Annotated in this window: 19 protein-coding genes, 1 tRNA gene and 1 pseudogene; 8 read left to right on the top strand and 13 right to left on the bottom strand. The window is 68.5% G+C overall.

Going from position 1 to position 20384, the window contains the following annotated elements; all coding sequences use genetic code 11:
* Positions 1-298, top strand: a pseudogene (locus ABGB08_RS17435) (hypothetical protein); the annotation flags it as partial.
* Between the two features lie 22 nt (positions 299-320).
* On the opposite strand, the gene ABGB08_RS17430 reads toward ABGB08_RS17435, so the two are convergent.
* The 6 genes from ABGB08_RS17430 to ABGB08_RS17405 all read right to left on the bottom strand — a co-directional run bounded on the left by ABGB08_RS17430 (position 321) and on the right by ABGB08_RS17405 (position 4856).
* Entirely contained in the window at positions 321-974 is a 654-nt protein-coding gene (locus ABGB08_RS17430) for an ABC transporter permease (RefSeq protein WP_347591476.1), read from the bottom strand.
* A gap of 131 nt (positions 975-1105) precedes the next feature.
* Positions 1106-1882 carry an ABC transporter ATP-binding protein gene (locus ABGB08_RS17425; protein ID WP_347591474.1) on the bottom strand — a complete coding sequence of 259 codons (777 nt, stop codon included), beginning with the start codon at positions 1880-1882 and terminating at the stop codon, positions 1106-1108.
* A 10-nt stretch (positions 1883-1892) separates the two neighbouring features.
* The gene (locus ABGB08_RS17420) at positions 1893-2903 is read right to left on the bottom strand and encodes an ABC transporter substrate-binding protein (protein ID WP_347591472.1); all 1011 of its coding nucleotides are present in this window, start codon (positions 2901-2903) and stop codon (positions 1893-1895) included.
* 301 nt (positions 2904-3204) lie between these two features.
* Positions 3205-3813 (bottom strand): hypothetical protein, encoded by a 609-nt coding sequence (locus ABGB08_RS17415; RefSeq protein ID WP_347591470.1) that lies wholly within the window; start codon positions 3811-3813, stop codon positions 3205-3207.
* A gap of 45 nt (positions 3814-3858) precedes the next feature.
* Positions 3859-4068, bottom strand: a complete 210-nt coding sequence (locus ABGB08_RS17410; protein ID WP_347591468.1) for a hypothetical protein — start codon at positions 4066-4068, stop codon at positions 3859-3861.
* A gap of 134 nt (positions 4069-4202) precedes the next feature.
* Positions 4203-4856, bottom strand: a complete 654-nt coding sequence (locus tag ABGB08_RS17405; RefSeq protein WP_347591466.1) for a helix-turn-helix domain-containing protein — start codon at positions 4854-4856, stop codon at positions 4203-4205.
* Between the two features lie 99 nt (positions 4857-4955).
* Here ABGB08_RS17405 and ABGB08_RS17400 point away from each other — a divergent pair, with 99 nt between their 5' ends.
* Both ABGB08_RS17400 and ABGB08_RS17395 read left to right on the top strand, forming a co-directional pair.
* Positions 4956-5927 (top strand): zinc-binding dehydrogenase, encoded by a 972-nt coding sequence (locus ABGB08_RS17400; RefSeq protein WP_347591464.1) that lies wholly within the window; start codon positions 4956-4958, stop codon positions 5925-5927.
* Positions 5924-6814 (top strand): LLM class flavin-dependent oxidoreductase, encoded by an 891-nt coding sequence (locus ABGB08_RS17395; RefSeq protein WP_347591462.1) that lies wholly within the window; start codon positions 5924-5926, stop codon positions 6812-6814. Before ABGB08_RS17400 ends, ABGB08_RS17395 begins: the two co-directional genes overlap by 4 nt.
* Here the strand turns inward: ABGB08_RS17395 and ABGB08_RS17390 are convergent.
* Positions 6753-7304, bottom strand: coding sequence for a cupin domain-containing protein (locus ABGB08_RS17390; RefSeq protein ID WP_347591460.1), 552 nt, complete (start codon positions 7302-7304; stop codon positions 6753-6755). The two genes, ABGB08_RS17395 and ABGB08_RS17390, sit on opposite strands and share 62 nt — an antisense overlap.
* Before the next feature lie 19 nt (positions 7305-7323).
* Positions 7324-8187 carry an NmrA/HSCARG family protein gene (locus ABGB08_RS17385; RefSeq protein WP_347591458.1) on the bottom strand — a complete coding sequence of 288 codons (864 nt, stop codon included), beginning with the start codon at positions 8185-8187 and terminating at the stop codon, positions 7324-7326.
* A 43-nt stretch (positions 8188-8230) separates the two neighbouring features.
* On the opposite strand from ABGB08_RS17385, the gene ABGB08_RS17380 reads away from it, so the two are divergent.
* On the top strand, positions 8231-9172 hold the full coding sequence (locus ABGB08_RS17380; RefSeq protein ID WP_347591456.1) for a helix-turn-helix transcriptional regulator: 942 nt from the start codon (positions 8231-8233) through the stop codon (positions 9170-9172).
* Here ABGB08_RS17380 and ABGB08_RS17375 read toward each other — a convergent pair.
* Positions 9166-9471, bottom strand: coding sequence for a hypothetical protein (locus ABGB08_RS17375; RefSeq protein WP_347591454.1), 306 nt, complete (start codon positions 9469-9471; stop codon positions 9166-9168). The two genes, ABGB08_RS17380 and ABGB08_RS17375, sit on opposite strands and share 7 nt — an antisense overlap.
* Positions 9472-9654: 183 nt before the next feature.
* Between ABGB08_RS17375 and ABGB08_RS17370 the strand changes: the two genes are divergently transcribed.
* From ABGB08_RS17370 to ABGB08_RS17360, 3 genes are all read left to right on the top strand, one after another.
* Positions 9655-11898: an ATP-binding protein gene (locus ABGB08_RS17370; protein WP_347591452.1), complete on the top strand. Its 2244-nt coding sequence runs from the start codon at positions 9655-9657 to the stop codon at positions 11896-11898.
* Positions 11899-12102: 204 nt separating this feature from the next.
* Positions 12103-12747: a glutathione S-transferase C-terminal domain-containing protein gene (locus ABGB08_RS17365; RefSeq protein WP_347591450.1), complete on the top strand. Its 645-nt coding sequence runs from the start codon at positions 12103-12105 to the stop codon at positions 12745-12747.
* A gap of 24 nt (positions 12748-12771) precedes the next feature.
* On the top strand, positions 12772-13584 hold the full coding sequence (locus tag ABGB08_RS17360) for a DUF1684 domain-containing protein (protein ID WP_347591448.1): 813 nt from the start codon (positions 12772-12774) through the stop codon (positions 13582-13584).
* A gap of 194 nt (positions 13585-13778) precedes the next feature.
* Here the strand turns inward: ABGB08_RS17360 and ABGB08_RS17355 are convergent, their stop codons facing one another.
* The 3 genes from ABGB08_RS17355 to ABGB08_RS17345 form a co-directional block, all read right to left on the bottom strand.
* Positions 13779-14465, bottom strand: coding sequence for a hypothetical protein (locus tag ABGB08_RS17355; protein ID WP_347591446.1), 687 nt, complete (start codon positions 14463-14465; stop codon positions 13779-13781).
* A gap of 306 nt (positions 14466-14771) precedes the next feature.
* Positions 14772-14846 (bottom strand) — tRNA-Trp (locus ABGB08_RS17350).
* A 39-nt stretch (positions 14847-14885) separates the two neighbouring features.
* The gene (locus tag ABGB08_RS17345; RefSeq protein WP_347591444.1) at positions 14886-16277 is read right to left on the bottom strand and encodes a hypothetical protein; all 1392 of its coding nucleotides are present in this window, start codon (positions 16275-16277) and stop codon (positions 14886-14888) included.
* Positions 16278-16341: 64 nt separating this feature from the next.
* On the opposite strand from ABGB08_RS17345, the gene ABGB08_RS17340 reads away from it, so the two are divergent.
* Complete coding sequence (locus ABGB08_RS17340) at positions 16342-16896, top strand: hypothetical protein (RefSeq protein ID WP_347591442.1); 555 nt, start codon at positions 16342-16344, stop codon at positions 16894-16896.
* Positions 16897-17106: 210 nt separating this feature from the next.
* Here ABGB08_RS17340 and ABGB08_RS17335 read toward each other — a convergent pair whose 3' ends face one another.
* Positions 17107-20088, bottom strand: coding sequence for a lamin tail domain-containing protein (locus ABGB08_RS17335; RefSeq protein WP_347591440.1), 2982 nt, complete (start codon positions 20086-20088; stop codon positions 17107-17109).
* Between the last annotated feature and the right edge of the window lie 296 nt (positions 20089-20384).

Here is a 20384-nt window from a genome sequence, read left to right as displayed (position 1 = left end):
AGCACGGGCTGAGCGCCTTCGAGGCGATCTACCGCGCCTTCACCGGCAACCTCTGGATGCCACCCGTCGCACGCGACGCCTGATCAGCGCTTTTCACATAGAGTCACAGAACCTTCTGATTGCTTACCCCGAACGGCTGGCGCTCAAACTGGTCAGCGTGGCACAGCTGCGGATCGTGGAATATCCGTTGTCGCTGAGCGCCATCCACGAAGCCATGTACTGGAATTCTCGCGACAACGCCGACCTCGCGCATCAGTGGCTCCGCCACCGGATCATCGACACGGCTCGCACCATCTGAGCATCCGGGACGTGGAGGCGGTTCAACGGTTCTCCTCCGCCCACGGGAGAATGACTTTCTCCAGCGCGTTCAGTCCGTAAAAGAGAACGATGCTGATGACGCCGAGCAGGGCCATGGCGGCGAAGGCGAGCGGAGTGTCCGCGCTCGCGCCTGACTGCACGATGACGAAGCCGAGGCCGGCGTCAGCACCGACGAATTCCGCGATGACCGCCCCGATGACCGCCAGCGAGATCGCTGTCTTGAGACCCACCATCACCTGCGGCAGCGCGTAAGGGAAACGAACTTTGAAAAATACCTGCAGACGGCTGGCGTCGTAGGAGCGGACCAGCTCGGTCAGCTCGGCGGGAGTGGATTTCAGGCCGGTGGCCGTTGAGATCACGATCGGGAAGAAACAGAGCAGGAACACCATGACGATCTTCGGAAACGGCCCGAAGCCCATCCAGACCACAAGGATCGGCGCGATCGCAATCTTCGGTACGGCATTCACCGCGAGCAGCAGCGGATAAATCATCTTCTCAAGTAACCGCGAACTGGCGATCGCCATCGCCGTGGGGATTCCGACGACGACCGCGACCGCGAACCCCTGGACCGTCTCCAGCAGGGTCACCCAGGTCTGCTCCATGAGGAAGCCGGCCTGGCCGATGAAAGCCTCGATCACGTCGTCCGGCGCGGGCACCAGGAACTTCTCGATCGAGAAGACGATCGTGGCCAGCCACCACAGGACGACCAGGGCGACCAGCCCGAGGACCGGGAGACCCCAGTCCACCAGGCGCCGCGCCACCCTGGAGCCGCTCCGCCGCGCGGCGGTCATACGGCGCCCTCCGATGCGATCGGCGCCGGCATCAGCAGCTCGTGCAGTTCGGCGCTGACCTCGGCGACCCGGTCCGCGTACGCGTTGCGCCCGAGGGTGCGCGGGCGCGGGATGTCCACGTTGACGATCTTGCGAAGCCGGCCGGGCCGGGGGCTGAGCACCGCCACCCGGTCAGCGAGCAGCACCGCCTCCTCGATGGAGTGGGTGACGAAGATGATGGTCATCTCCTGCTCCATGCGGATGCGTTGCAACTCTATCGACAGCTCCTCCCGAGTCAGCGCGTCGAGGGCGGAGAAGGGCTCGTCCATGAGCAGGACGAGGGGATCCTGGATCAGCGAACGGCACAGGGACGCGCGCTGCTGCATGCCGCCCGACAACTCGTGCGGCAGCCGCTTCTCGAAACCGGCGAGGCCGACGAGTTCGAGCAGCTCATAGGCCCGCCGGCGCTTGGCCGCCCGGTCCAGGCGGAGAATCTCCACCGGGAGCAGGACGTTGTCCAGCACCGTACGCCACGGCAGCAGGGCCGCACGCTGGAACATGAAGCTGACATCCTGCCGGGGTTTGCCCACCGGCTCACCGGCGACCGTGACCGTTCCCGACGAGGGCCGCAGCAGCCCGGCGACCATCCGCAGCATGGTCGACTTGCCGCAGCCCGAGCGGCCCACGAGCGTCACCAGCTCGTTGCGGCGCACCTCAAGGGTGATGTCGTCCAGCGCGTGGACCTCACCCTGACGTCCGGCGAAGACGTGCGAGACGTGCGTGAGCTTGATCATGCCGCCGCGCCTAGCCCTGCGGCGTCAAGGACAGGTCGATGACCTGCTCGGGAGTCATTCCGGCCGGGATCGCACCCGACTCGGTGAGAAGCTTGATGTTCGCCTCGACCTTGGCCTTGCTGACCGCGCCGATCGGCTGGCCCTGCGCCGCGACGTAGGGAGCCATCGCCCGGACCTCCGCGGCCGCGACCTCCGGGTTCTGGGTGGGCTGGTACTTCTTGAGGATCTCGCCGGATTCCTCGGGGTTGGCGATGGAATACTCCAGGCCCTTGAACAGGGCGGCCATGAATCTCTTGACCACCTCGGGCTTTTCCTTGGCCATGGTGCTCGAGGTCAGCAACGCGTTGCCGTACAGGTCGGGTAAGACCTCGCCGTAGGGGAGGACGACGGCCTTCTTCCCCTGTGCGGCCTTCTCGATGAGCCCCCGGCCGACGACGAACTGGCCGATCGCGTCCACCGAGCCGCTCGCCAGCAGCTGCGGTAACGCGGGCGGGGCGCCCGGGACGAACTTGACCTTCGACGCGTCGATGCCGGCGGCCTTGGCGTAAACGGGGAAGGTCACCTGGACGGTGGAACCCGGCTGGTCGCCGATGGTCTTGCCCTCCAGGTCCTTCGGTGTGCTGATCCCGCCTTCCTCCAGCGCGATGATCGCGGCCAGTGAGTTCTGGTGCACCATGCCGACGGCGATGACGGGCAGCTTCTCCTTGGCCGTCGTGATCAGCGTGCCGGTGAAGTCGCCGATGCCGAAGTCGGCCCGGCCGCCGGCCAGCAGCTTCATCGCGTCGACGGTGCCGGTGCCCGGCTTGATGTCGACGTCGAGCCCGGCTTCCTTGAAGTAGCCCTTCTCCAGCGCCACATAGGCGTAGGCGTCGCGGCCGAAGGTGTTGAACGAGGTCAGATAGCGGACGGACTCGAGGGCGCCGGCGGCTTGACCTTCGTTGCCGCCTCCGCCGCCGCACGCGGCGACCATGAGCACGAGTCCGGCGGCCCCGGCGATGCGGGTGAACCAGGTGGCCTTCACTGTTCCTCCTTGGCAGGCATTCCTAGAAGAGTCCTGGCGTTCTCCTCGCCGACCGCCGGACGAAGCCGGCCATCGACGGGCTGGCGCGTGCGTGCGACGCTCTGTGCGTACCGCGAAATGACCCGCCGGAAGCGTTCACCTGGCGAGCTGAGAGATGTGTCTTGCGGTGAACCTACGCGACGACGGGAAACACCGGAAACGGTTGTCATCGATGGATGTCATCGCTGTGATCGATGAACTCAGGACAGGAACGCGATGAGCTCTGCCGCCAGGGACCCGGGCTGCTCGAGCGGAGCCCGTTTCATCCGGCCGAGGGCGCTTGCACGTCCCATTCGATCTCGAGCCTCTTGAATCCGCGCGCGAAGAAGATGGTGTCGCGCACGGCGGTGTCCGCACCCGCGGCCATGCGGAGATTCGGCAACCGCTCGAACAGCCGAGGTAACGCGATCTTCAACTGCAGGCGGGCGGCTTCCTCATGCCTGATGGGCTCGTCGCCGGCCACGCGGGCGTCCAGCAGGCTCGACATGAGGTCCTCGCCAACCCGCCCTTGAAACTCGTCCATGAAATAGCGCTGCATCGTCACGACGTCGCGCGCGCAGATGACGAGTTCCTCGACGCTGTCGGTCGCCTGCAGGATGCGTAACCAGCTGACGCTCCACCGATGCAGCGTGGGTATGTCAGCGCGGGGGATACCGAGCATGTCGGTGAGGGTGAACATCGGAAGGTTCCACGCGAACCTCTCGATGATGTCCGCGCGGCCGTCATCGGCGAACTCGTCGATGAGAGCGTCGACGTTCTCCCGGATGCGGCCCTCCAGCTCGGCGACGCGCTTGGGGGTGAACGCCTTGCTGACCAGCAGGCGGAGCCTGCGGTGAACCTGCCCGTCGCTGTCGGTGAGCGTGGGCGACATGGGCCAGCCCGTGGCGAGGACGTCCAGCACCGGCTGCGGAAGCGGTCACACGGAGGCGCGGACCGCATTCTGGGAGGAGAAGGTCTCCGTGTCGCGCACGACCGCGAGCACGTCCTCGTACCGGCTGACGACCCACAGCCCGTGCGCCTCGGCGTAGCAGACCGGAGCCTCCCGCCGCAACCGAGCGTAAAGCGGGTACGGATCCGCCAGTTGCTCCGGCGAGAGCGGGTCGAAGCGGATGGGACAGCTGGTCATGACGGACGCCACCTCCAGTTCGATGTGACGGCGTACCTGGCAGCGCGCTGTTGAACCAGCGTAGGTACGCGGATCGAGCTACAGAAACGCTTTGTTATCAATGGGGTTCATCGATGGCCTCGATCTGCAGGCATTCAGCTCGTGCGCGGTCCGGTCTGCCAGCGTCGCTCGTAGTGCTGTGCGCTGGGCGCGGGGCCGGGCAGTGGTCCGGCGTCGCGGTTACGCAGGCCGTCGAGGCTGATGGCGAGCAGCCGCCGGCGGATGGCTTCGTCCTCGGTGCCCGGTGCGGCCGGGCCGCGCCGCCCGAAGAACTCCACCAGCCAGGCGACGTCCAGGGCCGTGACGCCGGAGCGCAGCACGCCCTCGCTGTGCGCCCGGGCCACCACCTGCTCCAGCAGGCGACGGCCCCGCCTGCTGGTCTCCCACATCTCCGGGGTGGTCTCCAGCGAGCCCGCCAGCGGAGCGAGCGCACCCGAACCCTGTGCGACGCAGGCGTGCACGTAATCGCTGAGGCCCGTCCAGGCGTCGGGGGCGGCGAGCGCGGCCTCGGCCGCCTGAATCGTCTCCTCCATGGCCTGCATGCAGAGCTGCCGCAGCAGGTCGGACTTGCTGCCGTACCGGCGGTAGAGGCTGCCCATCCCGACCCCGGCCCGCTCCGCGATCTCGGCGACCGTGGCGTCGGCGCCGTGCGCGGCGAAGACCTCCCGGGCCGCGTCCAGCACGCGGCGGTCGTTCCGCTCGGCTTCGGCCTGCCTCCCCCGCCGGGAGCGGTGCTGCGATTCTGCCACGAGCGAAGCCTAGTTCATTCGGAGCAGAACGCTCCGATAACATGCCTTCAAGTAAATCGGAGCATCTCGCTCCGATAGGAACCCTTGGGGGTGACACTCATGTTCGCTGTGGTGTTGTCGGAGTTCGGCCCGCCGGCCAACCTCGTTCTGGCCGAGGTGCCGGACCCGCTGCCGGGTCCGGGCCAGGTCCTGGTCGACGTGCACCTGGCGAACATCACGTTCGTGGAGACCCAGGTGCGTGCGGGCCAGGCTCCGAATCCGGCCATGCTGCCGCCGCTGCCCGCGATCCTCGGCAACGGGGTCGGCGGCATCGTGACCGCCGTCGGCGAAGGGGCGGATCCGGCGCTGGCGGGTCGGCGGGTCATCACGACGACGGGCGGTCGCGGCGGTTACGCGGAGCTGGCGGCGGTCGACGCGACCGGGCTGATCGACCTCCCGCCGGAGCTGAGCTTGGCCGACGCCGTCGCGCTGCTCGCGGACGGGCGGACCGCGGTCGGCCTGATCCGTGCCGCGGCGTTGCGGCCCGGGGAGACCGTGCTGATCGAGGCCGCCGCCGGAGGGGTCGGGAGCCTGCTGGTCCAGCTCGCGCGCGACGCGGGAGCCCGCGTGGTGGCCACGGCGGGCGGGCCGCGCAAGGCCGGGATCGCCAAGGACCTCGGGGCCGACGTGGCGGTGGACTACACGGTCGGCGGCTGGGTCGACCAGGTCAGGAGCGAGGTGGGCGAGGTCGACGTGGTCTTCGACGGCGTGGGCGGCGAGATCGGCGGCGCGGCGGCCGGCCTGCTGCGCACGGGCGGACGGCTTTCGTCGTACGGCATGGCCAGCGGATCGTTCACCGCATCGCCCGATGGAAAGGACATAACGCCGATCCGAGGTACGCCCCCGACCCCGCCACAGATGCGCGAGCTGACCCAGGCCGCCCTCACGGCGGCGGCCACCGGCAGGCTCAAGCCCTTGATCGGCCAGACGTATCCCTTGGATCGCGCGGCCGACGCCCACACCGCCATCGCCTCCCGCGCGACCGTCGGCAAGACCCTCCTCCTCGTACGATCTGCCGGTGGTGTGCGGTGAAGCGCTTGTCGATCGGGGTGATGTTTCCGTCGTCCCGGAACGCGGCCGTCGATGTCCGGGCCTGCGCGCGTCACGCCGAGAGCCTCGGCCTGGACGCGCTGTTCACCGGTGACCACCTCGCCGCCAGCGTGGGGACCATGGAGAGCACCCTCACGCTCGCCACCGCGGCCGCGGTCACCGAGCGGCTGCGGATCGGGTTCGGGGTGATGGTCCTCGCGCTGCGCCACCCGGCCTGGGCCGCCAAGCAGATCGCGACTCTCCAGCACCTGTCCGGAGACCGGGTCATCCTCGGGGTCGGCGCCGGCGGCGCGGTGCACGGCAGCACAGCCTGGGAAGCGGTCGGAGTCCCGTATGCCGAGCGCGGCCGCCGTACCGATGCCGCGTTGGACGTGCTGCCCGACCTGGTCACCGGCCGGTCGGCGGTGCTGCGATCCGGCGTCTCCATCGCCTTGGCCCCGGGAGCGGCCATGCCGCCCGTCTGGGTAGGCGGCGGTTCGAGGGCGGCGCTGCGCCGCACCGCCCGATACGCGGACGCCTGGTTCCCCTCAATGATCACCGCGACGGCGGTCGCCGACGGGCGCCGCGAGCTGGCCGAGCTCGCCGCCACGTACGGACGCCCGATGCCGCAACTCGCCGTCGGCGGCAGCGTCCTGCTCGGCCCCGCCCCATCCCCGTCGCTGCTCAGCGGCGCCGCAGCCGGGCTCACCCAGTACGGCGTGCCGCCCGAGGTCGCCGCCCACCTGCCGATCACCGGCCCTCCCTCCCAGGCAGCCGAGCGGCTCCGCGAGTACGCCGAAGCCGGCGCCGACCACCTCGTCCTCGGCGTCATCGGCGACGACTGGCAGCGCCAGTGCGAACTGATCGCCGAAGCCCGCTCTCTTGCGTGAGCGGGGTCAGCTGGTGGATGTCGTGACGTGCGCGCAATTCGGCGATCTTCGCCTGGTCCGGCAGCCCGGTGGAGGCGGCCAGCAGATCGGCCAGCTCCCGCAGGTAGAGCTCGTGGCCGGAGGGGGAGACCAGGAAGAGCATCCGCGCCGGTTCTGACCCGGGGTTGAAGAAGGCGTGCGGGCATCCGGCGGGCACGTACATGAAGCTCCCGGGTCTGCCCCGTAGGACCTCGGCGCCCGACTCCGAGCGCCAGGCGCGCCAGTCACCACCGGCCTCGCCAGCCGGGTGGAAGGCCAACAGGTCCAGTTCGCCCTCCAGAATGTAGAACAGCTCCTCCGCCTGCTGGTGCACGTGGGCCCCGACGTCGAAGCCCGGTGCCACGTCGGCCTCGAATGCCGACCAGACCTTCGAGTGCTCGGCGCCCACCTTCAGGGTCACCGTCTGAATCCGGCTGCCGCTCCCCGGCGGCAGCATCAGCCCATCGGTCATCTGGTCCTCGCCTCCCGGCTCACGGCGTCCATCCGGTGGTACGCAGCCAGGCCTCCAGGTTCAGCAGGCCCGGGTGCTCAAGCCGGAGCGCCGAGACGTCGGCTGGGATAGCGGGCCGCTCGTTGAAGAACTCGAACATCATGGCCAGTTGCTTGTCGAAGGCGCGTACCTGCTCGATCGGCGTCTGGCGGAACCGTGCCGGCAGGCCGCGGACCCGGCCGAAGGTCTCCGCGACCTCCGGCGGAGTCAGCACATCGCCGGCGATCTCCACCGTCCGTCCGACGAAGCGGTCGGGCCGGTCGAAGGCGATCGCCGCGAACGCGCCGATGTCGCGCACCGCGATCAGCTGCATCGGGACCGTCGGCCGTGTGGCGAGGTTGACGACCAGTTCGCCGCCCTCCACGACCGGACGGCTGTAGGTGGCGAAATTGTCCATGAAGAACACCGGCCGCAGGATCGTCGCCGGCAGCCCGAGCGCGTGGATGCGCTCCTCGATCCGCTTCTTGCTCTCGTAGTAGGGGATTCCGGAATCGGCGTCCGCGCCGTTGAGCGAGCTGTACACCAGATGCTCGATGCCACACTCCTTGGCGAGGTCCGCCACCGCCTTGCCACGCCGTTCCTCGGCCGCCACACCCTCGGGGCTGATTCTGGGCCCGACCATCATGGTCAGCACGAGAAACACCGCGCGGACGCCGTCCATCGCCTTCCGCAGCGACGCCGCGTCGTCCAGATCGCCGACCACCAGCTCCGCACCCGCCGCGCCCAGCGCCCGGGCGGCCGGCGAATCCGGGGCGCGTACCAGGGCGTGTACGGCCCAGCCGCGTTCGAGCAGTTGTCGCGCGGTCGCGCCACCCTGCTGGCCGGAGGCTCCGATGACCAGCACTGGTCCCTTTCGATTAGCTTGATCGACTTGGTCGGACAAACCCGTGCCTCCATGTCAGACTCACGGAGTGAATGGCTACGGTCGTCAAGATAAAGGGACAAATCACGACGGTCCTGGTGTTCCTGCTGCTAGCCACCCGACCAGGGAGTCGGCCCGCCGGGCCGAGCTCGCCGCCTTTCTCCGTGCCCAGCGGGCGCGTCTGCGTCCCGCCGAGGTGGGCCTGCCAGAAGGGGATCCGAGCCTGCGCCGAACCCCCGGGCTGCGCCGTGAGGAGGTTGCCGAGCTCTCCGGCGTCGGGCTCACCTGGTACACGTGGCTGGAGCAGGGCCGGGACATCTCGGCCTCCGGCCAGGTGGTCGACGCGCTGGCGCGCGCGCTGCGGCTCGACCCCGACGGCCATCGCCACCTCCGCCGCCTGGCCGGCCTGCCCGCCCCACCGCGGGAAACGGCCGCGGACGACGTTCTCCCGAGGCTCCAGCGCCTGGTCGACGCGACCGTGCCGAATGCCGCCTCGATTTACGACCATCATTTCGATTACCTGGTGTGGAACATCCCTTATGCGCTTCTTCGGCACGACCCGAGAAAGCTCCCGCCCGACCGGCGGAACGTGCTGTGGATGATGTTCACCGATCCGGACAACCGGTCCCGGATGGTCCGCTGGGAGCCCGCCGCACGCGCATTGCTCAGCCAGTTCCGAGCCGCGGTCGGCCAGCACCCCGACGACCTGCGATTCACCGAGATAGTGGGCGAGCTGACCGAGGCGAGTCCGGAGTTCCGGGCCTGGTGGGCGGAATATCCCATCCGCTCCTTCAGGCCCGCCGTCATCGGAATTGACCACCCCGAAATCGGGCGGGTCAACCTGGAAATGTTCCAACTCCACCCGGTCGAGCACCCCGACCTCCTGCTAGTCCTCCAAAGACCGGCGACCAACGACGACCTCGTCCGGGTCACCTCTCTACTGCCAGGGCAAGAAGACGGTCAGTGAGTGCCGGCGTCGGTTTCGGGTCCTGCCTGGCTGGGAGCTCTTCTGGTGGTCACCTGGCGGCGTGATGGGGTGGGGATTGTCCACGGCAGCATGAGGAAGGCCCGGTCGCTGATCGTTTTCGACGCGTACAGCGCGGTGGTGACGATGACGAGGGCGAGGGCCGCCTCGAGCACGGTGAGAATCACGGCCAGAGCGGGGGCGTTCCACCATAGTCCGGCGTGAACGCCGGCAAGCGTCCAGGCCGTCCCGGCTTTGGTGGCGGGGAGTCCGCGGCGGGCGGGTCTGCGTGGGGAGGACATGACCGCAGGTTGCGGTCGATGGCGGTCCGTCTGGAAGGGGGTTCGGACAGGATCGGACTGACATCAATCTTTCCCGCAGGCGAGACGGCAGCCGTCCGGATGGGGGAATATCCGAAAGGTTCGGACAAGCTCGGAGGGCGGCGGCCGGGCCGGGCACCAAGGACGCAGGGGACGAGAGCAGTCATGGCATCGCTGCGCACGCCGGAGGATTTCGGGATGGCCTTCAGCGCCCTGCTCGGCGCCGCGGGGCTCGGCGTCGATCAGGTGCTGCGGCAGCGGCCGGTGGTCAGCCGCAGCACGCTGTACGACTGGAAGAAGGGCGATCACCTGCCCGAGGACAGCGGCCCGCTGCTGGCGATCGTGCAGCTGTGCCTGGAACAGGCCACCAGGCGAAAGGCCCCCCTGAGGGCGGCGCCCGGCGATGCGGAGGGGTGGCTGGAACTGCTGGCCGAGGCCAAGCAGTCTCGTGACTCCCGTGTCGCGCGGCGTACGCAGACGGTGGCGTCGGAAGAACCGCGGCCGTCCCCTGCCCAGGCGGCCGAACCGGCGCGCTCGTATGGCGGCCTGCCCAACAGGGTGGCAGACCTGGTGGGCCGCGATCAGGAGATCGAGGACCTGCTGCGGACGCTGGGCCCCCGCGCCGGCGGACCGCCGGTGGCCCTGGTCGCGGGAATGGCGGGGGTCGGCAAGAGCGCGCTGGTGACGAACGCGGCGTACCTGGCGCTGGAGCGGGGCTGGTTCCCGGGCGGGGTCATCTACCTGGACCTGTCCGGCTACGACTCCGACGGCCCGGTGAGCGGCGACCAAGCCGTGCGGACGGCACTGCGTGAGCTCGGCGTGAGCGAGGGGGCGTTCGAGCCCACGGCCAAGGGCCGCCAGGCGCAGTATCGCGCGCGCCTCGCCGAGCGAGGCGAGGCCACGCTCATCGTGCTCGACAACGCCGCGTCCGACGGTCAGGTCGTGCCGCTGGTCCCCGGCGCAGGACCGCACCGGGTGGTGGTGACATCCAGGCTCACGCTGGACAACCCACGGCACGCCGCGAGGATCGACGTGGAGGTGCTGAGCGTGGGCGCGTCGATCCGGGTGCTGGGTCTGGCCGATCAGGATCCCGCGCACGCCGAGCGGCTGGCCGACCTGTGCGGGCGGCTCCCGTTGGCTCTGCAGATCGTGGCGGCCTCCGTACGCGTCGACCCGCGACGCCCGCTGCCGGACCTGGTGGCCGAACTCGCCGACGAGCACCGGCGGCTGGACGCGCTGGAATACCACGACTCACAGGAGCGCGGCGTCCGCGCGGCCCTTACCATGTCCTACACGAAGCTGACGAGCCCGCATCAGCGCCTGCTCAGGCTGCTGTCGCTCAATCCCCGTCACCAGCCCGGCCAACAGGCGCGACGCACGGGCGTCTCGTACCTCTCCCTTCCCGCGGCCGCGGCCCTGGCGGGCGAGCCCCCGGCAGAGGTCCGCAGGTCCCTGGTGGCGCTCACCCGAGCGCACCTGCTGGAATACGTGGTCTGGGAGTGCTCGACGGATCTTGAATACTGGCGTTTGCACGACCTGGTGCTGCTGTACGTCAGGGAGCTGGCCGCTGGCGACGGAGCCACGGACGCCCTCAACCGGTACTTCGACCATTACATCCACAACGAGCTCGTGAAAGATCACACCGCCATGGTGATCACCGACGACCACGCAGAGCTTGGGCGAATCGAGTGGCGGGAGCAACTGGGCGACTTCGTGGTTCTCGGCGATCAGGGCGATGCCTCCTACGCGGAGCAGGGCTTCGTGTGGAACGAGGAGCAGCAGGGCTGGGCGCACTCCACTCCGTCGCCTCTGGCCGTGGCGTCGCGGGCGGTGCGGGAGGCGCAACGCTCAGGCGATCGCCACGCGCTCGGCCTGGCCAAAGCCGCCTATGGTGCCGCATGGCTCCAGGTCGGCGAAGCCGACGCGGCTGACCAGGTACTTCGGCAGGCGGCGGAACTCCTGGAGCAAGCCGGCGATCGCCATGCGCACGACCGCGTCCTCGTGGACCTCGCCCTCGCCCTCGCCTGTGGCGAGCAGATCGAGCAGGCCCGCGACGTCCTCAACCGGGTGTGCCCGGACGATGTCCAGGTCCTGTGCGACAGGGTCGAGGCGCTCCTTTCTGACGCTGAAGGTGACCACGCCAGGGGCGTGCTCTGGATGGGTTTCGGGCAGTTGCTACGCATGAAAGGCCGGCCCAAAGCGGCTATCAACCCGCTGAACAAGGCGGTGGCCCAGTTCCGCAGATCCGGCTTCCGTCGCGGCGAGGGGTTCGCCCTGGCCAACCTCGGATGGGCGCTGCGTGAGTGCTCCTTCTTCGGAGAAGGCGAGCGCCGCCTGCGCGAGGCCGCGGAGATCCTGGTCGCGGACGGCGTCACGGTGAATCTATGTAAATCAGGTAGGGAATATTGACTTATTCCATCGGGGTGCCTAGCTTTGAATCATGAGTCTTGTTCGGCGGCGCTCCTGGGTGGGTATGGACTTGGTCCCCGCCGATGTCGTCGTGCGGTCGTCATTTCTGGTGGCGCGGCTGGAGATCGATCTGTGCCGTTCGCACTCCGCCAGGTGTCGTTCCCTCGTCCCCTGATCACCTGACGGCTCTGACGAGGGAGCACCATGTCCAAGACCATCATCAACCACGTGAATCTCGCCGAATGGGCGACTGAGTACGACTCCGCCGACGTCGAATCGCGGCTCGCCGTCATCGGCGCCGACGCGGTGGAGCAGCGGATCGCCATCGTGCGGGAGCTGGTCCGGCTCGGCGGCGGGCAGCAGCCCGATCTCCGTCCCGAGCGGCTGCGGCGTGAACTCGGCGAGCTCGACGACGTGATCGAGGAGTACGTCGAGCGGACCCTCCATCGCGTCGCCCGCGCGGCGACCAGCGAAGAGTACACGGTGGAACGTAAGCGGCTGACCGCCGTCTTTCACGAGCTGGACGGGAGACTGCGGCATCGCAGGTTTCTGCTGGGGTCGCGGATCACCATGCCCGACCTGCGGCTGTGGACCTTGCTGGTCCGGTACGACCTCGGCTACAACCCGCTGATCAAGATCAGCAAGTTGCGGTTGATCGACTTCCCGCAGCTGTGGGCGTACGCCAGGGATCTGTACCAGCTTCCGCCGTTCCGTGACACCACCGACTTCGCCGCGATCGCCCGGATGGCCCAGGCTCCGCCGGCGTCCCCCTGGCGGGTCATGGTCGAGCCGTACGCCGGCGACTGGGAGTCACCGCACGGCCGCGAGGTCATCGCCTCGCACCACTGAAACACGAGCGTGAGGAGCAGGACAATGGCAGTCGCCGGCACCGTGGCAGAGGCATTCGTCCAGGACTGGCATGACTGGCATCGGCGGCACAAGACGGTGCGGGCCGATCGGCATGGGTTTCTCGCCGTCACCGGGCTGCACTGGCTGACGTCCGGGCCGCGGCGCGTGCCGGGCGCGCCCGGGGAGTGGTCGACCGGCGCCGAGGGGGTCGTGGTCACGCTCGGCGCGGGGGAGGAACTGGTCGTGGCCGGGTCTCCCCGCCGGGAGCGGTACGTGTTCGGCGTCATCCCCGAGCGCGGCGGGATCAACGCCGGGTGGGGCGACGCGGTCATCGAGGTGGCCAAGCGGGGCGGGCACGACATCGTCCGGCCGAGGCATCCGGACCATCCGCTGCGGGTCGAGTACGCCGGCACGCCGGTGTTCGCGCCGGATCCGCGGTGGGTGATCGAGGGGCGTTACGTGCCGTTCGACCAGCCCCGGCCGACCACCGTCGGGGCCGCGGTGGAGGGGCTGGAGCACGTGTACCACGCGCCCGGGCGAATCGAGTTCGAGCTCAACGGGCAGGCGCTGAGCCTCACGGCGTTCGACGGCTACGCACCGGGCAGCCTGACCGTCCTGTTCACCGACGCGACGTCCGGCGTCACCACGTACACCGACAACCGCGTCCTGACACTGGACGCGCCCGGCTCCGATGGCCGCGTGGTGCTCGACTTCAACCGGGCCGTGAACCTGCCCTGCGCGTACACCGACTTCGCCACCTGCCCGCTGCCGCCTGCCGAGAACCGCCTGCCGGTCGCGATCGAGGCCGGCGAGAAGATCCCGTACGAGCGCGGCTGAACCCAGGAGGGGGCCGCCCGCTACACCGGCCGCGGGCGCGTACGACCCGGACGCGACGATCGAGATCGGCTGCCGGGTTCCCCCGCCCACCCGTCCGTCCATTCTTCTGGGGCCCCAGCCCGTATTGCCGGGTCTATGGGTGGAGGCAAGTCGCCCTCGGGCAGCCTTCGCCTTGTTGGGGGGTGTTGCGGTGATCACAGGCTGAGTGTCTGGCCGGCCTCGATGGCATGCCGGACGTTGTTGGCCACGGTTCGTTCCAGGGCGTTGGCCTGGGCTGTGAGTTGGGTCAGGCCTTCGGTGTCGTCGGTGTGGGCGAGCAGGGCGCGGTACTTGTCGTTGTTTTGGAGTGCTTCGCGGGCGCGGAGGGCGGCGTCGGTTTCCTGGACGCGGTAGGCGTATTTTTCCAGGGCTTCGACTCTGACGGTCACGGTCATGATGGAGCGTTGGAGCGCGGCTTGCTGGGGTTCGAGGACCGCGTTCAGTTCGGGGGTCATGACGCCCTGGCGGGCCTCGCGTTGTTCGTGTTGGAGGTGTGTCTGCATCTGGAGGAGTCTGGCGATCTCCCAAATCTGCTGGGGGAGGATCACGTCGTTGGCCACCGCGTCGAGCAGGCCCTGCTGTTTGGCCCGGGACCGCGCGACGGTGTCAGCGGCTGTCCTGGCCCGGGAGAGAAGTCGTTGGGCTTGCTTTGACAATTGGGCGACGATGACGAATCGGCGCTGGTAGGGGCCATTCTGGCTGGTGGCCCGATTAGCCGGACGGGGAATCAGGCTGTCGATGACGGTCCGGTACTCGTCGTCGGTCAGTGTGGGGTCCAGAACGAGGTCAACGGTGTCACGGACCTGCGCGCGTTCTGTCGCGAGCACGCGCTTTCGTCTCATGGAATAGAGCAGGTAGACGCCGCCGGTCGCAAAGGGGACGAGGATCAAACCACTCGGGTCGTTTTCCGACGTGGACTGCACCAGAGCAACGACCGTCACCCACGTGGCGAAACCGGCCGCCATGAGAAAGCCACAACCTTCAAGGTCCTTGGCCACGCGGATCCCCCTGGGGCGAGGTGATGGACGCAGGTGGACAGAGTAGCTTTCCGATCAGCCGATCGACAGGTCCGTCGATCGATAGCCGGATTTCCCGTACGTATGAAAGGAATGGCCGCGATGGCCACACAGGCTCTTCCGAAAGATTGATGGCCTCGCTGACCGGGCTCGAACCGGCGTCCACCCGGTCTGGAGCCGGGCGCTCTACCACTGAGCTACAACGAGGCTACGTCAATTATGGACGGAAACCCTGAGGGGCTGCGGCTATTTATCTGTCGTGGGCAGGTCGCTGATCACCACGCCGGAGGTCAGGCCGTGGTGGACGGCGGTGGCCAGGTCGGGGTTCATGCGTCGGCCGCTGAACGCCCCGGCCCGGCGCAACAGGGCGGCCCACACCGGGTCGGCGATGCTCACGCCGTGGACCAACTCTGGCGTGGGCCGGAACACCGCCACCCCGCTCGGCGGAGTGGGTGCGGTCCAGCCTGACTTTTCCGGATCCAGGCCGGCGGCGCGGCAGAGGGTGTCCACGTCGGAGCGCGTGCACACAACTGTGCCGTCCAGCACCTCCCACGGAAGCGGTAGGGCCGCCCACACCTCCGTGTTCTGGTCGACGCCGCCGCCCGTGATGCGATGCCAGGCGGCCAGGTCGGCGGCCATCAGGCGCATCACCTTGCCGGGGCAGGTCACGTCCAGCAGTTCGAGCGCGTTCAGGGACGCCAGGCAGGCCAGCCAGCCGGAGCGGGCCGCGTTGTAGGCCACCGCCAGGTTGTTCCACGTGGTGGAGTCGTCGCCACGCCGTACGATCATGGTGGTGCGGTCGGTGGCAGGGTTCCAGCGGGCGCGCAGCAGGTCGGCGCTGTGTCGCATGACCGCCGACCACTGACCCAGCAGACGGCCGCGCTCCTCGTCGGTCAGCTGGGGCAGGACGTCGGGGGTCGCCCGTACCTGGGCGATCATCCACCAGTCGCTGCGGGACTCGCACCGGTCGAGGAGCACCTGGGCGATCTCGTCGAACGGGTTGTCCCGGCCGGAGAGGCTGAACTCCCGGCGCGTCTTGCGCCGGGCGGTGTAGTACGCCACGAAACACGCCGCGTCCGGGTCGGCGAGGAACCTGTCCAGGGGGATGTCCGCGCCGAAGCCGGTGACACCGACCAGGAGCAGGCGGCGCTTGTCCTGTTCGGTGCTCAGGATGGTTGCCTTGGCGGCGATCCGGCGTAGCACCCGGAACCGGCGGTTGTACTGACGCTTGGACAGGTCCATTCCCACCGCCTCCCTGGCCTCCCGGTTGAGGCGGTCAGCCAGGAAGTCGGTGTGTTCCGGCTCCCACTGGATCTCTTGCCCGACGGTCGCCGCGAACTCCAGCAGCGACTCGGGATCGTCGGGATCGGCCTCCACCCGCCGGCCGAACAGGCGGTTCGCCGCCGCCACCTGGTTGGCGCCACCGACCGGTCTGGCGTAGTCGGCGGACATCGAGGAGAACGAACCTGTCCGGCGGAGGGAGTGCTGAGCCGCACGTTCCAGCACGACCTGCTCGCGCCGCGTCAGCCGACCGCTCAGCGCGGCGAGAACCAGGTCGGCGACGTCTTCGGGCCGGTAACGCCGGTCCAGCGAACGGTGTAGCTCGGCGAGAATCTGCCTCTCCTTGCGGAACGTCATGGAGGCATGATCCCAGCCGGTCCCGTAGAACTTCGACGGAAATATCCGTACTTGCGATCAGTTCATGAACGAAGTCCTTGACGTCACCGAGGTCCAGCTCGCGCACGGCTGCGTCACCTGCACCGTCCGCCAGGACCTGCTCCCCCAGCTGGTACGGCATACCGGCACCACCCCACTCCTCATCGCCGACCTGTGGGACTCGGTCGAGCCAAGATCCGTGGCCGAGGTACCGGCCGGCGAGGAGCGCCTGCGCCTCACGAGGGTGCTGACCGCGCTGGACGCCGCAGAACTCGCCGAACGTGTCGACCCAGCGACCGTGAATGGGACTTCGACCGTCTTTCCGGGTTGGATCGTGACACTGTCGCGGTCGGCATGGAGCCAGACGCCGATTCCGACGGACTTCTTGTCCTTGGGAAGCAGGTCGAGCTGGCCCGTGTCGGTCGTGAAACACGTCACGGCCGCCGACTGGTCTGGCGCGTCGTTCCGGGGCGAGGAGTTCGGCATGTCCTCGACGTACGACCCCGGCTCGTTCACTCCCGAGCGGTGCGCGGCGGCCATCAGGGCGGGCGTCGCGGCGGTGCTCAACGACCTGACCGGAATCGTGATCTGGCTCTATTGACAAACAATTTGACTTTGAGTTAGAGTGCGGTCCTTAGAGGTCCGAGATGCCCACCCCAAGGGTGGTTGCGTGGGACCCGATTCCCCTTGCCAGCGCTTCAGGAGAAAGCGCAAAGTTCTCTAGAGAACTTTGCGCTAGCGGTTGAAAGATTGCAAGAGCCCGTGACCTGCAAACAGGTCACGGGCTCTGCTTCAGTCACGACCTGGTACTTCAGGTCCCGAACGTCTCACATTGATCGCTTACGTTGGCGTTGGTGCCACGACCCGGCCGCGCCACGTCCACGCCCGTGCCACAGTCGATGCTGTCATCGCCGTTCCCGGTCGTGATGGTGTCGTCGCCGGCGCCGGTGTTCACCAGGTTGGCGCCGCCGCCCGCGTCGATCCAGTCGTCGCCGTCGGTCGTGGTGATCTCGTCGTCGCCACCCTGCGTCGCGACGCAGTCGCTGCCGCCGTTACCGGTGACGCGGTCGTTGTCGTGCCGCCCGATGATCAGGTCGTTGCCACCGGTGCCGACGAGGGGGTTGTTGGCGCTCGTGGCGACGATGACGTTCTGGATCTCGATCCCGGCGCAGGCGGTGGCGGGCAGGCCGTTCGCTCGGATGCCGACGGTCCCCGTCCGCTGGATGCCGGTCAGCCCGGCGACCGTGCCGTTGCCGGGCACCTCGGTGTAGGTGAGGGAGCCGCCCGCGCCGACGGTCAGGGTGATCGGCGTGCCGTTCACCGTGACGGTGACGACCGCCTGCTCGCCGATGACCGTCGTGATCGTGCTGGTCTTGCCGGCGGCGGTGAGCCGGTAGGAGCCGCGTCCCAGCTCGATCGTCCCGAAGTTGTCGGCCAGCTGGAATCGCGCCGGGAGGGAGCCGGGGCCGGTGCCCACCAGGACCCCGGCGGGGTTGTGGGCGTCGGAGATCGTGAGCGTACGGCCGTTGCGGTTGAGGATCTTGCCTGACGTGGTGCCGCCGAGGAGCTTGTCGGAGAACGTCTGGTTGTCCGGGTTGTTCGCCTGCGCGGTGCCCGGCGGGAACGTCACGTCCACGTCATCGTTGATGCCGTCGTTGTCCGCGTCGAGGTCGGCCACGGTGCAGTTGAGGGTGCCGCCGCGCAGCGCGTGGCCGCCGGTGTTGCTGTCGTCGGACCAGAAGACCGGCTTGTGGCCGTCCACACACTCCGACTGCGGCGTGATCGTGAACCCCTCGTTGTTGAGGTTGGGCATCGAACCCGGACGCTCGTAGCGGGTGCTGACGGCGAACTTGCCGGTGGCGTCGATGTCCAGGATCGCGGTGCGACCGGTGCAGGTGTCGTCGCACACCACCCAGAAACGCTTCGACTCGGGCTCGAACTCCAGGTCCATCACGCCGGGGAACCCGCTCACGATCGTGGCGATCCGGGTGAATCCGCCGCCGACCTGGTCGAGTGCGTACGCGTAGACGCTGCCGTTGCCCTCAAGGCCGACGAAGAACAGACCGTCGCCGTGGCCCGGGTAGCCGGCCGGGTCATAGGCCGCGCCGGTGCGCTCGTCGAGGAAGCCGCGCGAGGTCAGGAACGAGTCGGGGATCCAGGAGATCGCCTCCAGCCCGGCGTTCGCGCCCACCGTCGGCAGGTCCGCGGTGAGGTTCCATTCCTTCGTGGCGGTGAGGGTGCCGGCCGTACCGGACGGGTCGAAGCGGAGCACGGTGGGGCGGCTGACGCCGCTGTTGCCGTTGTCGCGCTCGGTCGAGACGAACACGCCGCCCGCGAGACCGGCTCCGGTCAGGGTCACACCCTCGGCGTCGGGATCGCCGGTGCCGGTCGGGTAGCGCAGCGTCTTTCCGGTGTTCCAGCCGTCGGTCGTGGCGGCCGCCCACGTGGTGCCGTCCCACTCCAGGCGGTAGAGCATGCCGGGGCCGTTCTTGACCGCCCAGAGCACGCCGGGGGTGCCATCGCCGGACGCCTCGTAGGCCAGGCCGCTCATGTTGCCGCCGAGGAAGTTGGCGACGTCGGCGGTGGCGACAGCCGCGCCACCCGGCCACGGCGAAGCGGGAACCTGCCCGGCGCACGTGTTCGCCGCGCCCTTGCTCGGCGTCGTCGTCTCGGCGAACTCGCCCGTGCCGTCGGGGCAGCGGCCGTAGGTGGTCGTGGCGTGGGCGGTCCAGGTGTACGAATCCATGAGGGTCAGGCCGTCCGACAGGAACAGCCGAGCGGAGTCCGCGGCGCCCAGACCGTAGGACGTCTCCACGTCCAGCGCGAGGAACGCACCGGGAGCGATCGTGGTGCCCGGAGAGATCGTGAAGATGTGCGTGTCGTCGTTGTCCTTGACGAGCCAGCCCGACACGTCAACGGGTGTCGCACCGGTGTTGACCACCTCGACCCAGTCACCCGGGGTGCCACCGCTGGACTCGACCTCGTTGACCTTCACGACGGCCGCCGGCGTGCCGCAGTTGTTCGCCGCGCCCTTGGTCGCCAGAGCGGTGTCCGCGAACGCGCCGGAACCATTCGGGCAGCGACCGTAGGTCGTCGCGGCATGCGAGGTCCAGCTGTACGAATCGACGACAGTGAGACCATCCGCCAGGAACAGCCGAGCGGAGTCCGCAGCGCCGAGCCCATAGGCCGTCTCGACATCCAGCGCCAGGAATGTCCCGGGGGCAATCGTGGTACCGGACGGAATCGTGAAGATGTGCGTGTCGTCGTTGTCCTTGACGAGCCAGCCCGACAGGTCCACCGGAATCGGACCGACGTTGACCAGTTCCACCCAGTCGCCCGGCGTGCCGCCGCTGGACTCGACCTCGTTGAGCTTCACGAAAGCCGAAGGCGTGCCGCAGTCGTTCGCCGCGCCCTTGGTCGATGCCACGGTGGCGGCGAACGCGCCGGTCCCGTCGGGGCAACGGCCATAGGTGATCGGGGCGTGCGTGGGCCAGGTGTAGGAATCCACGAGGGTCAGGCCGTCCGGCAGGAACACCCGGGCCGAGTCCCCGCCGCCAAGACCGTAGGCCGTCTCCACGTCGAGCGCCAGGAACGCGCCGGGGGCGATCGTGGTACCGGGGGCGATCGTGAAGATGTGGGTGTCGTCGTTGTCCTTGACGAGCCAGCCGGAGAGGTCGACGGGAGTCGCACCGGTGTTGACCAGTTCGACCCAGTCACCCGGGGTGCCGCCGTTGGACTCGACCTCGTTGACCTTTACGGACGGAACCGGTTCCGCCGCCGAGGCGGGTGACACGAGGAGTGGAATAGCGGTCAGGAACGCGATTACTAAGGTGGCTGTCCCACGCCAATACTTACGCAATTTTGGGCCCTCTTCACAGGTCGCCGCAGCAGACCACTAGCAGTAACGTTCCAGCAGCCTTGTGTATCTCGGCGACCGGCAGGCAAATGTCGAGCGAACAGTGAGTGAGTGCGCGATGGCCTGGAACGGGCCAATTCTGGCCACTCGCATTCTCACCCGAGATTCTTTGTTTAGGAATTCATCTTGAAGCCGCTATTAGAGAGCGGCGCCGACCGGGTTGGAGCCGGTCG

The organism is Acrocarpospora sp. B8E8, from assembly GCF_039871605.1.
GTDB classification, from domain to species: Bacteria; Actinomycetota; Actinomycetes; order Streptosporangiales; family Streptosporangiaceae; genus Acrocarpospora; species Acrocarpospora macrocephala.
The sequence above is the reverse complement of the archived record's forward strand: the minus strand, read 5'-3'. Positions and strand labels throughout refer to the sequence as shown.

Bases quoted from the DNA above. Each gene is read 5' to 3' on its own strand.
- ABGB08_RS17425 (WP_347591474.1), bottom strand. From the start codon at position 1,882: ATGATCAAGCTCACGCACGTCTCGCACGTCTTCGCCGGACGTCAGGGT.
- ABGB08_RS17415 (WP_347591470.1), bottom strand. From the start codon at position 3,813: ATGTCGCCCACGCTCACCGACAGCGACGGGCAGGTTCACCGCAGGCTC.
- ABGB08_RS17410 (WP_347591468.1), bottom strand. From the start codon at position 4,068: ATGACCAGCTGTCCCATCCGCTTCGACCCGCTCTCGCCGGAGCAACTG.
- ABGB08_RS17400 (WP_347591464.1), top strand. From the start codon at position 4,956: ATGTTCGCTGTGGTGTTGTCGGAGTTCGGCCCGCCGGCCAACCTCGTT.
- ABGB08_RS17390 (WP_347591460.1), bottom strand. From the start codon at position 7,304: ATGACCGATGGGCTGATGCTGCCGCCGGGGAGCGGCAGCCGGATTCAG.
- ABGB08_RS17375 (WP_347591454.1), bottom strand. From the start codon at position 9,471: ATGTCCTCCCCACGCAGACCCGCCCGCCGCGGACTCCCCGCCACCAAA.
- ABGB08_RS17370 (WP_347591452.1), top strand. From the start codon at position 9,655: ATGGCATCGCTGCGCACGCCGGAGGATTTCGGGATGGCCTTCAGCGCC.
- ABGB08_RS17365 (WP_347591450.1), top strand. From the start codon at position 12,103: ATGTCCAAGACCATCATCAACCACGTGAATCTCGCCGAATGGGCGACT.
- ABGB08_RS17360 (WP_347591448.1), top strand. From the start codon at position 12,772: ATGGCAGTCGCCGGCACCGTGGCAGAGGCATTCGTCCAGGACTGGCAT.
- ABGB08_RS17355 (WP_347591446.1), bottom strand. From the start codon at position 14,465: ATGAGACGAAAGCGCGTGCTCGCGACAGAACGCGCGCAGGTCCGTGAC.
- ABGB08_RS17345 (WP_347591444.1), bottom strand. From the start codon at position 16,277: ATGACGTTCCGCAAGGAGAGGCAGATTCTCGCCGAGCTACACCGTTCG.
- ABGB08_RS17340 (WP_347591442.1), top strand. From the start codon at position 16,342: ATGAACGAAGTCCTTGACGTCACCGAGGTCCAGCTCGCGCACGGCTGC.